Annotated in this window: 11 protein-coding genes; 8 read left to right on the top strand and 3 right to left on the bottom strand. The window is 70.1% G+C overall.

Translation table 11 applies throughout. The features are described 5' to 3' along the window. The first annotated feature begins 24 nt into the window (after positions 1-24). Genes OHA25_RS37810 through OHA25_RS37795 form a run of 4 tightly spaced genes read left to right on the top strand, consistent with a single transcriptional unit; the run spans position 25 to position 6,412 of the window. Positions 25-3,348, top strand: coding sequence for a DUF3604 domain-containing protein (locus tag OHA25_RS37810; RefSeq protein WP_327581709.1), 3,324 nt, complete (start codon positions 25-27; stop codon positions 3,346-3,348). Beyond that, a complete protein-coding gene (locus OHA25_RS37805) occupies positions 3,348-4,307 on the top strand; it encodes an ABC transporter substrate-binding protein (RefSeq protein WP_327581708.1) in 960 nt (319 codons plus the stop codon). The genes OHA25_RS37810 and OHA25_RS37805 overlap by 1 nt, the downstream gene beginning before the upstream one ends. 4 nt (positions 4,308-4,311) lie before the next feature. Continuing rightward, positions 4,312-5,502, top strand: a complete 1,191-nt coding sequence (locus OHA25_RS37800; RefSeq protein ID WP_327581707.1) for a quaternary amine ABC transporter ATP-binding protein — start codon at positions 4,312-4,314, stop codon at positions 5,500-5,502. Continuing rightward, positions 5,495-6,412 carry an ABC transporter permease gene (locus tag OHA25_RS37795; RefSeq protein ID WP_327581706.1) on the top strand — a complete coding sequence of 306 codons (918 nt, stop codon included), beginning with the start codon at positions 5,495-5,497 and terminating at the stop codon, positions 6,410-6,412. The genes OHA25_RS37800 and OHA25_RS37795 overlap by 8 nt, the downstream gene beginning before the upstream one ends. A gap of 359 nt (positions 6,413-6,771) precedes the next feature. On the opposite strand, the gene OHA25_RS37790 is transcribed toward OHA25_RS37795, so the two are convergent. Further along, positions 6,772-7,677 (bottom strand): alpha/beta fold hydrolase, encoded by a 906-nt coding sequence (locus OHA25_RS37790; protein ID WP_327581705.1) that lies wholly within the window; start codon positions 7,675-7,677, stop codon positions 6,772-6,774. Between the two features lie 860 nt (positions 7,678-8,537). Between OHA25_RS37790 and OHA25_RS37785 the strand changes: the two genes are divergently transcribed. From OHA25_RS37785 to OHA25_RS37770, 4 genes are read left to right on the top strand one after another with little or no spacing between them, the layout of a single operon-like run. Further along, positions 8,538-9,068, top strand: a complete 531-nt coding sequence (locus OHA25_RS37785; RefSeq protein ID WP_327581704.1) for a hypothetical protein — start codon at positions 8,538-8,540, stop codon at positions 9,066-9,068. Beyond that, on the top strand, positions 9,061-10,137 hold the full coding sequence (locus tag OHA25_RS37780; RefSeq protein WP_327581703.1) for a peptidoglycan-binding domain-containing protein: 1,077 nt from the start codon (positions 9,061-9,063) through the stop codon (positions 10,135-10,137). The genes OHA25_RS37785 and OHA25_RS37780 overlap by 8 nt, the downstream gene beginning before the upstream one ends. Then, on the top strand, positions 10,134-10,808 hold the full coding sequence (locus tag OHA25_RS37775; RefSeq protein WP_327581702.1) for an ABC transporter ATP-binding protein: 675 nt from the start codon (positions 10,134-10,136) through the stop codon (positions 10,806-10,808). Before OHA25_RS37780 ends, OHA25_RS37775 begins: the two co-directional genes overlap by 4 nt. Next, the gene (locus tag OHA25_RS37770) at positions 10,798-12,003 is read left to right on the top strand and encodes an ABC transporter permease (RefSeq protein ID WP_327581701.1); all 1,206 of its coding nucleotides are present in this window, start codon (positions 10,798-10,800) and stop codon (positions 12,001-12,003) included. The genes OHA25_RS37775 and OHA25_RS37770 overlap by 11 nt, the downstream gene beginning before the upstream one ends. A gap of 3 nt (positions 12,004-12,006) precedes the next feature. Here the strand turns inward: OHA25_RS37770 and OHA25_RS37765 are convergent, their stop codons facing one another. Both OHA25_RS37765 and OHA25_RS37760 read right to left on the bottom strand, forming a co-directional pair. After that, entirely contained in the window at positions 12,007-12,654 is a 648-nt protein-coding gene (locus OHA25_RS37765; RefSeq protein WP_327581700.1) for a response regulator transcription factor, read from the bottom strand. Continuing rightward, positions 12,651-14,111 (bottom strand): HAMP domain-containing sensor histidine kinase, encoded by a 1,461-nt coding sequence (locus OHA25_RS37760; protein WP_327581699.1) that lies wholly within the window; start codon positions 14,109-14,111, stop codon positions 12,651-12,653. The genes OHA25_RS37765 and OHA25_RS37760 overlap by 4 nt, the downstream gene beginning before the upstream one ends. Between the last annotated feature and the right edge of the window lie 63 nt (positions 14,112-14,174).

Here is a 14,174-nt window from a genome sequence, read left to right as displayed (position 1 = left end):
CCCGAGTTTCGGAAAGGGCATGGCGTGGGCGGACAGCACGGCGGACATGGCGGCCACGGCTGCTGCGGGATCGACCACCACACCGGGGAGTACACCGCGGAACAGCGGATGGATCTGGAGCGTGTGCTCGCGTTCAACCGGCGGATGGCGACGGCGATCGAGGACTGCCTCGACGTGTCCGGCGTGGAGGCTCTGCTCGATCCGGACCCCTTGCGCTACATGTGGGTCGACGAGGGCGGCGGCCGGCTTACCGAGTTCCTCGAGCGCGCCGAGGTGGCGCTCTCCTCGGCGCCACGTCTCGACGGGCATCGCCGATCGGCCGGGGCAAGCGTGTGGGCGTCCGGGACCGCCACCCGTCCCAGCGTCGCGACCACACCGGACGGTCGTGTTCTCCACGCCTGGATCGAGTGGGAGAAGGACGTCGGCGATCGCGTGATGGCGCTGCTCCTCGACGGGCTCCACGAGGGCGCGCAGGCCGAAGGGGACCCCATCGTGCTCTCCGGCGAGCCCGCCGACTGCTTTCGCCCCACCGCGTTGTTCGACGCCGACGGCCGCCCGTGGGTCTTCTACGCTCGCGGGCACGAGGGCGAGGTGTCGGTCTTCTGCCGCCGCCGAGAACAGGGTGGCTGGACCCGTGAAGAACGGGTCAGCACGACCGGTCACCCGTCGTTCAACCAGGAGGCGATCGCGCACGTCGACGGTGGCGTCGAGGTCTGCTGGCAGGGTCCGCTGGACAAACGGTTCGGCATCTATGCCCGCCGGTGGCGCGACGGCGCGTGGTCGGAGACACGCCTGGTAAGCGAGGGAAGCGACGGGGCCGACGGGAATGTCTGGGATCCCGCGGTGGCCGCTGCGCCGGGGGGCGGCAGCATCTACGCCTGGTGCGAGTACCGCCAAGGCGCCTACCGCATCGTGGTCCGCCGCTCCGACCCCGCCGGCGCACTCGCGGACCCGCGTCCGGTGACCAGCGGGAGCGACTACGCGTTGCATCCCAGCCTCGCCGTCACTGCGGACGGCGCCGTCTGGTGCGGCTTCGACGTCATCACCGTCGCCGGTCACGGCGGCTCCGGTCCTACCCGGTTACGGCCGGCCGACCGGCTCGCGGATGCGCCGCGCGTCTTGGGAATGCGGGAGAGCGGGGAGTTCATCCCCCCGGAGTTGCTGCCGGAGATCTCCGCCTCGATTCGCGTCGTACGCCTCGACAACGACGGCTTGTACGAACCGGAAGGCCGGCTCGCGCCCGGTCTCGACGTCGTGCCGGGTGGGCTGCCCCGCCTGGTCGCCGACCCCGCGGGCGGCTTGACCGTGGCGTACCGGGTCCACCGGAGGCTTCCCCTGATGACCTACTACTGGGAGGTCGCCGCCCAGACGCTCGGCCCGGACGGCTGGTCACCGCCGGCCACACTCGCCGCCAGCGACGGGACGCTCGAGGAACCGGCGCTCGCCCCGCTGCCGAGCGGCGCCCTCGTGGCGTGGCAGACCGACAACCGGTTGGAGCGCGCGCTGGCCTGGACCGAGGGTTTCGGCGGCCGGGAGTGCCCGTTCCTGCTGGAGCACCACGGCGAGGTCATCTGGCACGGGATGCACGGGACCGGCGCCATCAGAGCGGCGACGCTGACCGCGGCGGGACGGGCGATCGCGACGCGCAGGCTCGAGATCGTCCACAGCGACGAGCGACGAGAGGCACGCGGATGGGCCGATGCCGACCGGACCCGTTACCGGACGACCGTGGACGGCAAGGATTATGCGCTGTACTGGGGCGACCTGCACCGCCACTCCCTCATCAGCCGCTGCACCTCCGGCGACGAGCCGTCCCTCGAGGACTTCTACCGCTACTCGTGGGACGTGTGCGAGTACGACTTCTGGGCGGTCACCGACCACTCCGAGAACAGCACGGAGTATCAGTGGTGGTCGATCCAGAAGATGGCCGACCTTTTCCGGGTCGACGGGCGTTTTGTGCCGTTGTACGGCTTCGAGTGGACCGGGCTCATGGGCCACCAGAACGTCATTTACGGGGACGTGCGACGCGGCGCACCGATCTTCTCGGCCTACGCGCAGGGATCGGAAACGCCCACAGGGTTGTGGGACGGCCTTCGCCGGCATCCGGAGTTTCCGGCGATCACTATTCCGCACCACCCTGGCTCGGCCATGGTGCCGTTCGACTGGGACTATCACGACCCGCAGTTCCAGCGCGTCGTGGAGGTCTTCCAGGCCTGCCGCGGCAACTACGAGGACGATGGCTGTTTCCGGCAGTACGCCGACGGCACGCTTCCGGGCACGTTCGTGCTGGACGGCCTACGCCGCGGGCAGCGGTTTGGGCTCATCGCGTCCTCCGACCACGGGCACGGTGCCAGCTACGTCGGCGCCTACGCCGAACGGCTCGACCGTGCGGCGGTGTTCGACGCGCTCTACCACCGGCGCGTGTTCGCTGCCACCCAGCGCGGCATCGTCGTCGATGCGCGCATCGGCGACGTCTTCATGGGCGGCGAGGCCGAACGGGGCGATCCGGTGGAACTGGACGTGTACGCCCGCGGGTACGGTGACCTGGCCCGCATCGAGGTCGTCCGCAACGGCGAAGTCGTCCACACCGTGCTTCCCGACCTCGGCCTGCCGCCGCGCTGGATCGCCGTCCCGGTACGGGTCGAGTGGGGCTTGAGCCCGGTGACCACGGACTGGAGCGGGTCCGTCAGCATTCTCGGCGGCGAAGTGCTGCAGACACCGTACTGGAGTCCGGAGATCACCGAGGTTGACCGCCAGCGCGTCTGCTGGGCGAACACGACCAAGAGCTTCGGTGAGCCGTACGGCGCACAGCGCGGCGGCGTCGAGTTCACCCTGGTCGGACCGCCCGGCGCCACGGTGGTTGTGAAGACGCCGCGGGGCGAGGTCACCACGACCCTGGGCGCGCTCGATGGCCGTGTCGTCGATGTGCCGCTCAAGGGGCCGGGGCGGCTGCGGCTGCAGCCGGGCGTCGGCGGGCTGACCGGCCTCGGCGACCGTGAGCAGCGCGTGCGCTGGACCGACATGCCGCGCTCGGGCACACACCAGCACGTGCCGGGCTCGGGCACACACCAGCACGTGCCGGGCTCGGGCACACACCAGCACGTGCCGGGCTCGGGCACACACCAGCACGTGCCGGGCTCGGGCACACACCAGCACGTGCCGGGCTCGGGCACACACCAGCACGTGCCGGGCTCGGGCACACACCAGCACGTGCCGGGCTCGGGCACACACCAGCACGTACCAGACGCGCCGGCCTGGTACTACGTGCGCGTCTACCAGACCGACGGCGAGATGGCATGGTCCTCGCCGATCTGGATCGGCGCTCCTGTGGAAGAGAGGTCTCAGTGATGCCGAGGAAATCATTCGGCCCGATCGCGCTCGCGCTGCTTGCCGCGTTGCTCGCCGGGTGCAGCGGTGCGGACACCGACGGGTTCGCCAATAGCTCCAGCTCCGGCGGCAAGCAGGTCGCGCGGTTCGTGCAACAGCCGTGGAGCGACCTCGTCGTGGAGACGAAGATCGCGACCCAGGTGCTGGATCGGCTCGGCTATCAGACCAGCGCCCAGGAGGTGTCGGTGCCGCTGGCAGGGCAGGCCCTGTCGACCGGGCAGGCGGACGCCTATCTCGGCAACTGGTGGCCGAGTCAGCAGTCGGTGTTCGGCAAGCTGCTGGACGACAAGAAGGTAGAGGTCGCCGGGACTCTGCTCACCGGCACGGAGTACGCGCCGGCGGTGCCCGGGTACGTCACCGAGAAACTCGGGGTGCGTTCGCTCGCCGATCTGGACAAGCACGCGGACGCGTTCGGCCGGCAGATTCTGGGGATCGAGCCGGGCACACCCGGCAACAAGATCATCAGTGATGCGATCGCGAAGGACGCCTACGGACTCGGCGACTGGAAGCTGGTGCAGAGCAGCACCGAGGCGATGCTCGCCGAGGTGACGCGCCGCGCGGCGAAGCAGCAACCGGCCGTGTTCCTCGGGTGGAGTCCGCACTGGATGGTGCCGGAGTTCAAGCTCAACTTCCTCGACGACCCGAAGCGCGTATGGCCGGGCGCCGGTGAGATCCGGGTGCTCACGCGCCACGGCCTCGCCACCGACGATAAGAACCTGTACCGGTTCCTCTCTCAGATCCGAGTCGAAGCCGACACCGCGTCGCAGTGGATCTCGAGTGTGGACAAGGAGAAGAAGCCGGCCGAAACCGTGGCTTCGGACTGGATCCGCGCCAACCCCGACGTGCTGCGGACGTGGCTCAACGGGGTCACCAGCGTCGACGGCAAGCCCGCGGCCGACGTGGTCATCGGAAAGGGGTGACCAGATGATCGAGGCCAGTCACCTCAGCAAGGTGTACGGGCTGCCGCGAAACCGCGCGCTGCCGCTGCTGACGGGTGATCGGCGACACGAGGCCGTACGGCACGCCGGCGGCTTCCTCGGCGCCGACGACGTGAGCTTCACCGTCCAGCGGGGAGAGCTGTTCGTCATCATGGGCCTGTCCGGCTCGGGGAAGTCGACCGTGCTCCGTATGATCAACCGGCTGGTCGAGCCCACGGACGGACGGTTGGCCATTGACGGCCAGGACGTGCCGGCCATGGCCGCCGACGACCTGCGGGAGCTGCGCAATCACCGGATCAGCATGGTGTTCCAGCATTTCGCGCTGTTCCCGCACCGGACGATCCGCGAGAACACCGCATACGGCCTGAAGGTGCGCGGCGTCCCCGTCAGGGAACGGCTCGAGCGGGCCGACTGGGCGCTGCGGCGCGTGGGCCTCGGGGATCGCGGCGATGCCCACCCGGAGGCGTTGTCCGGCGGGATGAAACAGCGCGTCGGCCTCGCCCGCGCACTCGCGACCGACGCCGACATCCTCCTCATGGACGAACCGTTCAGCGCCCTCGACCCGCTGATCAAGCGGGAAATGCAGGAACTGCTGCTGACGCTCCAGGCCGAAGACCAGCGGACGATCGTCTTCGTCACACACGACCTCAACGAGGCGATGCGGATCGGGCACCGCATCATGGTGATGAAGGACGGCCGCGTCGTGCAGTGCGACACCGGGCCGGATCTGCTGTCCTCGCCGGCCGACGACTACGTCAGCGACTTCGTCGCCGACGTCGACCGGTCACGTGTGCTCACCGCCGCCTCGGTGCTGCGCCCGCCGTGGTCCACCACACAACTGTCGGACAGTCCCGGCGAGGTGTTGCGGTGTCTGGAAGCGGCCGAGATGAACGGCGTCTTCGTCCTCGACGAGGTGGGCCGCATCCTCGGCGTCGCCCGGGACGACCTGCTGGCGAACGCCCTGCGGAACGGCGAGGAAGATCTGCGGAACTGCCTGGTGCAGGACTACGACACCGTGCCGGTGGATCGGCCGCTGGTCGAGTTCTGTCATCTGGCCGGGCGGCACACGGTCCCGATCGCCACGGTCGACGAAGACGGCCGGCTGCTCGGGGTGGTGCCGCGCGCCGCCATCCTGTCGTCCCTGGCGAGCCCGAAGAAGGTGACGGCTCATGCCTGACCTGCCGGTGGACACGTGGGTCGAGAGCGCCGTCCGTTTCCTCCAGGAGCACTTCTCCGGCGTGTTCGACGTCGCCTCGGCACTGATTCTGCAGCTGGTCGACGCGACGTACTTCCTGCTGATCCGCCCCCATCCGCTCGTGCTGCTGGCCTTCTTCACCGCGCTCGCGTGGCTGGCGACGCGCCGGTGGCAACCCCCGCTCATCGCCTGCCTCGCCTTCTTGCTCATCCAGTCGATGGCGATGTGGACCGCGACGATGCAGACCCTCGCGGTCGTCATCGTCGCCGCCGTGGCGGCCGTCGGCGTCGGCCTCCCGCTCGGCATCGCCGCGGCGCGCAGCACACGGGTGAGCGCCGCTGTCCGCCCTCTGCTCGATTTCATGCAGACGCTTCCCGTCTTCGTCTACCTGCTCCCGGCCGTCTTCTTCTTCGGCATAGGTGTCATGCCCGGCGTCGTCGCGACCACCGTGTTCGCGATCCCGCCCGCCGTACGGCTCACCGAGCTCGGCATCCGCCAGGTGGATGCCGAGATCATCGAGGCCGCGCACGCCTTCGGATCGCGGTCCCGGCAGATCCTGCGTGAGGTCCAGCTGCCGCTCGCGATGCCCACGATCATGGCCGGGGTCAACCAGGTCATCATGATGGCGCTGTCCATGGTCGTGATCGCCGGCATGGTCGGGGGCGGCGGCCTGGGCGCGGTGGTCGTAGAGGCGGTCACCCAGCTCGACATCGGGCGCGGCTTCGAGGGCGGCCTGTCCGTCGTGATCCTCGCGATCTACCTCGACCGGGTGTCGGCCGCGTTCAGCGACCGCCGCGGCAGGGCTCGACGCCGACGAAGGCGTCCGCTCCCTGACTCCGTTCCCACGCCCGAAGAGGGCCTCCTCCTCCCTGTGGGCCCAGCCCCGAAATAACGGCGAGCAGCCCGTTCCTGCGGCTGCCATCTGCGCCAGATCGGACAGCAGTCATGACCACGACAGCGCAGGAACAGACCCGTCGCACCGTGCGTGGCTATCACGAGGCCCGCTTCCGCGGCGAGGTGTCCGCGGCGGCGGCGCACCTGGGAGAGCCGTTCCGCTTCCAGAGCCCGTTCATCACCTCCGACGATCGGACGGGCCATCTGGCGACCTTGCCGGGGTTCGTGTCGATCGTGACCGGCGTCGAGCTGATCAGCGAGCTGTACGGCGAATTCGATCAGGTCGGTTTTTTTGACACCGCTGCTGAGGCTTCGAGCTGTCACCGACTCCTCACTCCACCGGGGGACGGGTCCTTCTCACTTCGAGACCCGGGCCAGGACAGCGCGCACCTCCTCCACGATGACCTCGGGTGCCTCCACCGGCACCATGTGCCCGCTGCCCTCGGCCCACACATGCCTGCCCTGGGGAAGCGACCGGACCAGCCGCTGGTGACTGGCGGCGATCTGTGCCTGCATGCCGCCGGAGCGCTTCTTCCTGGTGGCTGCGGAGATGAGCGTGACGGGCACATCGGGCAACGGCTTGTTCTCGGTCACCTGCCGCAGCGCGCGGAAGCTTTCCGCCAGGTATCGCGCCTCGGCCCGGTGGGCGCGCAAGGCGGCCGCGGTGAACTCCTCACCGCGCATCTCTGCGAGCATCTCGGGCGGGAACCGCCCGTACAGGCGACGCCTTGCCAGGGCTCCCATGATCCCGAGCCGGGCCAGGGGAACGGTGAGGAGATTGCTCACGGCGCCGGCCGCGGCGAAGGCCGTGCTGGAGTAGAAGTCGCAGTCCTCGGCGGCCTGGTCCACCAGGACCAGCCCCGCTACCAGGTCGGGGCGGCGATAGGTGAGCAGGCGGCAGATCGGTCCTCCGAGGCTGTGCCCGACAAGGACGCACCGGCCGCGGCCGACGGAGTCGAGCAGGTCTTCCAGGTCGTCGACGATCCGGTCCAGGATGCGAGGGGCGGCATCCGGCTGGCTGCGGCCGAATCCCGCACGGTCGTAGGCGAGTGTGCCGGTGCTTTGGGCCACCTGTTGCTGCACCAGGCCCCAGATCGTCCGGGAACCGCTGCCGCCGGCCTCGAACACGACCAGAGGATGGCCGCTGCCCGCGGTGACGTAGTGCAGCCTGCGGCCATCACGCGTGACGGCGTATCCCGGTCTTCCGAAAGCGCTGGCCTCGACCACGATCAGGTCCCCCCTGGCTTCTGACGGTGCGATCACATTAGCGACAGAACCGTGAACATGGATCTTTCTCCTCGCTCCTGGCTATTCGGATGCTCGCTGCCAATGGGGCTACTTTGTGCCTCGCCGTAGCTTTTGGGAGAACTGGGCCTTGTCAGGCGTACACCACGATCAGCGAGCTGCTACGGGCGCTGTGCCGATCTGGGTGGTGCCGTCAGGCCAGGAACTCCCTGTCACGGCCAGGCGTCAGAACAGAGTGTCGCGCACGCGCAGGGGCCGGTACCGGCCCTCGGAGTGTGGAGGAACGGAAACGTACGCTAAGCCCGTTTGCCCAGCTCACTGCTAGTGCGTGATCTTTGTTGCTGAAGGGGCACTGGCGTACGTTCCCGTTCCATCGCACCGGGTGGGATGCTGGAGTTCGGCACAGCGGGTCGCTGGCCAGCCGTTGTGCATCAGGGGACCTGCCTGGCTACCATCGGCACCTGAAGGTGCCGTGCTTACGTCCCGATCTGTGTAAGCACGACGATGAGTTGGAGCATGCCGCAGGCGGCCGTCATGGTCTCGGCGTTGACCACGACGGTGCGCCCGCTCCTGGTGACACCGGGGATGAGGGGGCGAAGTCCGCCGAGCGCGGCTGATGCAGGCCGACTTCGATGTGGAGCGGCTGGGAGACCGAGGCTGGCGGGTTGCTGCGTGGAGCCGCATTGCTTGGGTGTCGCAACCCTGCCGCAGGCGGTCTTGTGCTTCCTCTGGGTGCAAGGTGTCCTGGGGAGGAACCTGCGGACAGCCGTTGGCGTTGAGACGGATCTTGGCTTGCAAGTGCGGTCCCCCGAATTGGCTAGCCCTTTTCGCCACCTTCGTGGGATCCCCTCCGGCAGCGCCCGCCGGACACTCGTGACATGCTGAGACTCCCCATCGGGAACGCCTTCACGGCGGTGGCGGCGCTAGCCGTACTCGTCGCCTGCGGGGACGGCGGCGCGTCGGCGGGCAGGGCCGACACGCCGGAGGAGGCCATGGCGGTCATGCGCGAGCTCTCCACGTGCCTGCGCGCCAATGGCCTGCCCCAGTTCCCAGACCCCGTGCTCGACCAGTCGGGCGAGCCGGGCTTCCCCAGCGGCGCGCCCACGCCGCCGCAGAGCGCGCTCAACGTGTGCAAGTCCATCACCGACCGGCTGCCCGCCCAGGGGCAACGCGTCCGGGTGCCCAGCCAGGAGGAGATGGCGTCCTGGCGCAAGTTCGCCCAGTGCATGCGCGACAACGGGCTGCGCAACTGGCCCGACCCCAACCCGGACGGCACGTTCTCCCTGCCCACGGAGTTGCTGGACAAGCGGGCCTTCATGAGCCAGCTGGGCGCGTGCAACCAGTACAACCCCGACCCCAACAAGGGGCTGAAGGTGCTCAGCCCGGAGGACAGGAACGGCAATGGGTAGGGCGCTCACGCGCGGCGTGGTCGCGGTCGTGGGCGTGTCGGGGGTGGTCATCGCAGGGGTGGCCTGGGCCGGACGGCAGAGCCCGGTTCCGGCGCAGCCCACCCCCACTCCGGCCGCGGTCGAAACCACGCCGGTCACGCGCACCGACGTGGCCCAGCGCGAACGGGTCACCGGCACGCTCGGCTTCGAGGGCACCCATACCGCCTCCGTCGTGGGAGAAGGCGGGGTGGTCACCTCGCTACCCGCGGTCGGCGCCACGCTGACGCGCGGCGACACGGTGTACGAGCTGTCCGGCCGCAGGGTCAAGCTCATGTACGGCAAGCGCCCCGCCTGGCGCACCCTGAGCTGGGGCGTCACAGGTGGCCTTGACGTGCTCCAGCTCGAACGCAACCTCAAGGCCATGGGCCACGGCGACGACCTGACCGTGGACCGGCGATTCTCCGAGGCGACCTACTGGGCCGTGCGCCGCTGGCAGGACGCGGCGAACCTGCCCGTCACCGGCCGGGTCGAACTCGGTCAGGTCGCCTTCCTGCCCGGCCCGATGCGGGTGGCCGCCCACCTGGCCGACGCGGGCGCGCCGGTCGGCAACGGGGTCAAGGTCGTGCGCTTCACCGGCACCGCCCGGGTGATCAACGTGGACCTCCAGCCGACCGTGGCCCCGCGGATCAAGGTCGGTGACCGGGTCTCGGTCACACTGCCCGACGGCAAGCGGGAGAACGGACGCGTCACCCGGGTGAGCAGGGTCGCGGTGACCTCGACCGCCCAGGGCTCGGCGACCTCGGTGATCCCGGTGACGGTCAAGCTCACCACCAAGAAGCCGCCCCAGGGACTCGACCAGGCTCAGGTGCAGGTCGCGATCACCTCGCAGGTGCACAGGAAGGTGCTGGCCGTACCGATCCCGTCGCTTGTGGCCCGGGCGGGCGGCACGTACGAGGTCGTGGTCGCCGAAGGCGGCTCCCGCAGGAACATCCAGGTCACGACCGGGCTGTTCGACGAGATCACGGGACTCGTGGAGGTGAGCGGCCCCGGCCTGGCCGAGGGCATGGCCGTGGAGGTGCCGCCGCAATGAACGTCATGGAACTACGCGACGTGCGGAAGGTCTACCCCTCCCAGCCGCCGGTGGAGGCCGTGCGCGGGGTGAGCTTGACCATCAGCGAAGGCGAGATGGTGGCCATCGTCGGGCCGTCGGGTTCCGGCAAGTCGACGCTCCTGCACCTGATGGCCGCCCTGGACAAGCCCACCTCCGGCTCCGTCCTCATCGCCGGGCACGCCGTTGAGCGCATGTCGGCCGCCCGGCTCGCGGCGTTGCGCGCGCACTCCATCGGCATGGTGTTCCAGCAGTTCTTCCTGCTCGACGCGCTGAACGTGGTGGACAACGTGGCCACAGGCCTGCTCTATCGCGGCATCCCGGCCCGGCGCAGACGGCAGGCCGCAGCGGCGGCGCTGGAGAAGGTGGGGCTGGGGCACCGCCTGTCGCACCAGGCTAGCAAGTTGTCCGGCGGCGAACGACAGCGCGTGGCCATCGCCCGCGCGCTGGCCGGCGAGCCGGTGATCCTGCTCGCCGACGAGCCGACCGGCAACCTCGACTCCGCCAACGGCCGCCAGATCGTCGAACTCCTGCAACAGCTCAACGCCGAGGGGACGACCATCGTGATCATCACGCACGACCACGACGTGGCCGCCTCCTGCCACCGCCGAGTGGAACTGCGCGACGGGCAGGTGGTCGGCCATGCCGCTTGAGCTCTCCTCCGCCCGGCTACGTCCCGCCGACCTGCTGCTCACGGCCACGCTCGGGCTGCGCTCGCGCCGCATGCGGGCGCTGCTGTCGGCGCTGGGCATCGCGATCGGAATCGCCGCCATCGTGGGCGTGCTGGGCATCACCCAGTCCAGCCAGTCCTCACTGCTGGCGCAGATCGACCAACTTGGCACGAACCTGCTCACCGTCAGCAGCACCCGGAGCCGGGTCAGCGGCCAGGAGGCGGCGCTGCCGGTCACGGCGGCCGAGATGGCCCGCCGGGTGCGCGGGGTCACCGGAGTGGCGCCGACCGCGCAATTGCCGGACAAGCACGTCTACCGCAGCGACCTCATCCCGCCCGGGCGCACGGGCGGCCTCGCCGTACGGGCCGTGGACGGCTCGCTGCTGGCCACCCTGTCCGGCTCGGTGCGGACGGGACGCTTCCTCGACGCGGCCGGTGACCGGCTGCCGGTCACCGTGCTCGGTTCAGAGGCGGCTGCCACGCTCGGAATCTCCCGTCTGGACGCCGACACCCGGGTGTGGCTGGGTGGGCACTGGTTCTCCGTGATCGGCATCCTGCAGCCGTTCCCGATGGCCGCGGAGATCGACCGCTCCGCGATGGTCGGCTTCGGCATTGCCGCTGCCCTGCTCGACTACGACAGGCACCCGAGTCGGCTGTACGTGACGGCCCAGCAGGCCATGGTGCAGGAGGTGGCCGGAGCACTGGGCCTGGCCGCGAACCCGATCAACCCCGACGAGGCGGAGGTCAGCCGCCCCTCCGACGCACTGACCGCGCGCATCGCCGTGGCCGACGCCTCGGCCAGGCTCTTTCTGGGGCTGAGCGCGATCGCGCTGCTCGTGGCGGGGATCGGCATCGCCAACATCATGGTGATCTCCGTGCTGGAGCGCAGGGCGGAGATCGGGCTCAGGATGGCACTGGGGGCGACACGGGCGCACATCGGCGTGCAGTTCCTGGCGGAGTCGCTGGTGTTGTCGCTGCTGGGCGGTCTGGCCGGGGTCGCGCTCGGCGTCGGCGCCACGGTCGCGATGGCGGCCACCCGCGGGTGGAGCGTGCTGGTGCCCGGCTACGTGGTCTGGGGCGGCCTGGCCGTCGCGATCGGCGTCGGCGCGCTGGCCGGGCTGTATCCGGCGATGCGGGCCACGCGCATGTCGCCGACGGAGGCACTGCGTTCGATGTGACGCCTACTCCTCCAGCGCGCGGTCGAGCGGGACCAGGCCGCACTGGAGGGCGAAGATCGCGGCCTGGGTACGGTCGGCCAGGTGCAGTTTGGCCAGGATGTTGGAGACATGGCTCTTGATCGTCTCCTCGCTCACCGTGAGCGTCCTGGCCAGTTCCCTGTTGGACCTGCCCTTGGCGATGCCGATGAGCACGTCCCGCTCGCGCGGCGACAGGGTCTCCAGCGGGTCGCGCGGCCGGGTGTTCCTGACCTCGGCCATGAGCAGCCCCGCCACGTTCGGCTCCAGCACTGGCTCGCCTTTGGCCGCGGCCCGCACGGCGGCCACCACTTTCGCCATGGGCACGGTCTTGGTCAGGAAGCTCACCGCCCCTTCCCGGATCGCCTCGACGATCTTGACATCGTTGTCGAACGACGACAACACGATCACCGCGGGGCCCCTCCTCCGCAGCTCTTTGAGGACGGCGAGGCCGTCCACACCGGGCATCGCCAGGTCGAGCAGGACCACGTCCGGCCGCAGCCGCACGATCATCTCCAGCGCCGCGGCCCCGTCCCCGCACTCCCCGGCCAGCTCCATGTCCTCCTGCAACTCCAGGATGAACCGCAGCCCCTGCCGCACCACCTCGTGATCGTCGGCGACCAGCACTCTGATCATGGCTGTCCTCCCTCGTCCGCCGGGATGGTCACCCGCACCCGCGTGCCCCCGCCGGTCGCGGTGCCTAACTCGATCCGCCCGCCCAACTCTTCCACCCGCTCGCGCATGAGCGTGATCCCCATCCCGTGCCGCCCCGCCTGCCGGGCATCGTCCAGCCCGCGCCCGTCGTCGCACAGCTCCAGCACGACAGCCCCGTCCTCCCCGGACAGTCGCAGGTCGACGGCTGTGGCCGCGGCATGCCTGGCGACGTTGCCCAGCGCCTCCTGCGCCACCCGCAGCAACGCGTGCTCAGCCGAGTAGCCGAGCTGTACCTCTTCCAGGGCGGCCTTCACCTTCAGTCCCAGCCGCTCTTCGTACACCCGCCCCAGCTCATGCAGCGCCGGCACCAACCCGGCATCCTCCAGCGCCACCGGCCGCAGTTCCAGCAGCAACGCGCGCATCTCCCGCATCGAGTGCGCCGCGGTCCGCGAGATCGCCTCCGCCTGCGGTCGGAGCCGTTCGTCGGCCGGCATGGCGGCGGTGAGCCCGTCGGCCAGCAAACCGATGGAGAACAGATCCTGCGACACCGAGTCATGCAGCTCGCGGGCGATGCGGGCGCGCTCTCCCCGCCGGGTGTCCCGCTCCACCCGCCGCTTCTCCTCCTGTACCGCGACGCCAAGCCGCCCGGCCATGACGTTGAGCGCCTCCTCCAGCTCGCCCAGTTCGTCTCCCGGCGTGACCTGGGCCCTGGCACCGAAGTCGCCGCCCGCCACCGCCGCCGTCACGCTCGACAGGCGGTGCACCCTGGCAATCAGTCCGCGGGTGCTCAGCATGCCGAACGCCAGCCCGGCCGGCACGGCCAGCAGGAGCACGACGACGCCGAGTCCCAGGAGAGGCTGCTGCCCGGCGAGGATCTCCCAAGTGGAGCCCGCCGCGGGCACCTGCACGTAAACGCCGCCCACCAGCTCGAACGACTCACCCACGGCCACCTGGACCGGACTCACCGCCCAGGCCACCCGAGCATCGGCCACCCCGTGGCCGTCCAGCGTGACCGGCAGCGCCGTCGGCAGCCTGGAGCCGGGGGGCACGGCGACCGGCGCGGATCCGGCCACGACCCTGCCGTCCCGGCCGAGGAGGACCTCCATTGCCGTGGGTGGCTCAGCCATGACGTCGTCGACGTACGGGATGGTGGCCCCTTCGGGGCCGCCGCTGATCGCGGTGGCGCGGAAGCCGCTCACCGCGACCTGGGCCAGAAGCTCGTCCCGGCCGAGGTCCGGCTGACGGGAGCGGATCTTGGTGGCGATGAGGCTGAAGGTCTTGGCGTCGGCCGCCGCCTGGTGCCGGGCCCGCGCGGCCTGGTCGCTGCCGGACAGCAGGGACGGCACCAGCATGCCGAACAACACCGCCTCGACGACGAGCACGGCCGCGGCCGACACCAGGACATAGGACAGCGCCATGCGCGAGCGCAGACCGGTCATCCGCACTTCTGGTCACCCCTGGGGCCGAGGATAGGCCGGTGCGGAGATATGGCATCCCACGAT

The organism is Nonomuraea sp. NBC_00507 (genome assembly GCF_036013525.1).
In the GTDB taxonomy this organism is placed as follows: Bacteria; Actinomycetota; Actinomycetes; order Streptosporangiales; family Streptosporangiaceae; genus Nonomuraea.
The sequence above is the reverse complement of the archived record's forward strand: the minus strand, read 5'-3'. Positions and strand labels throughout refer to the sequence as shown.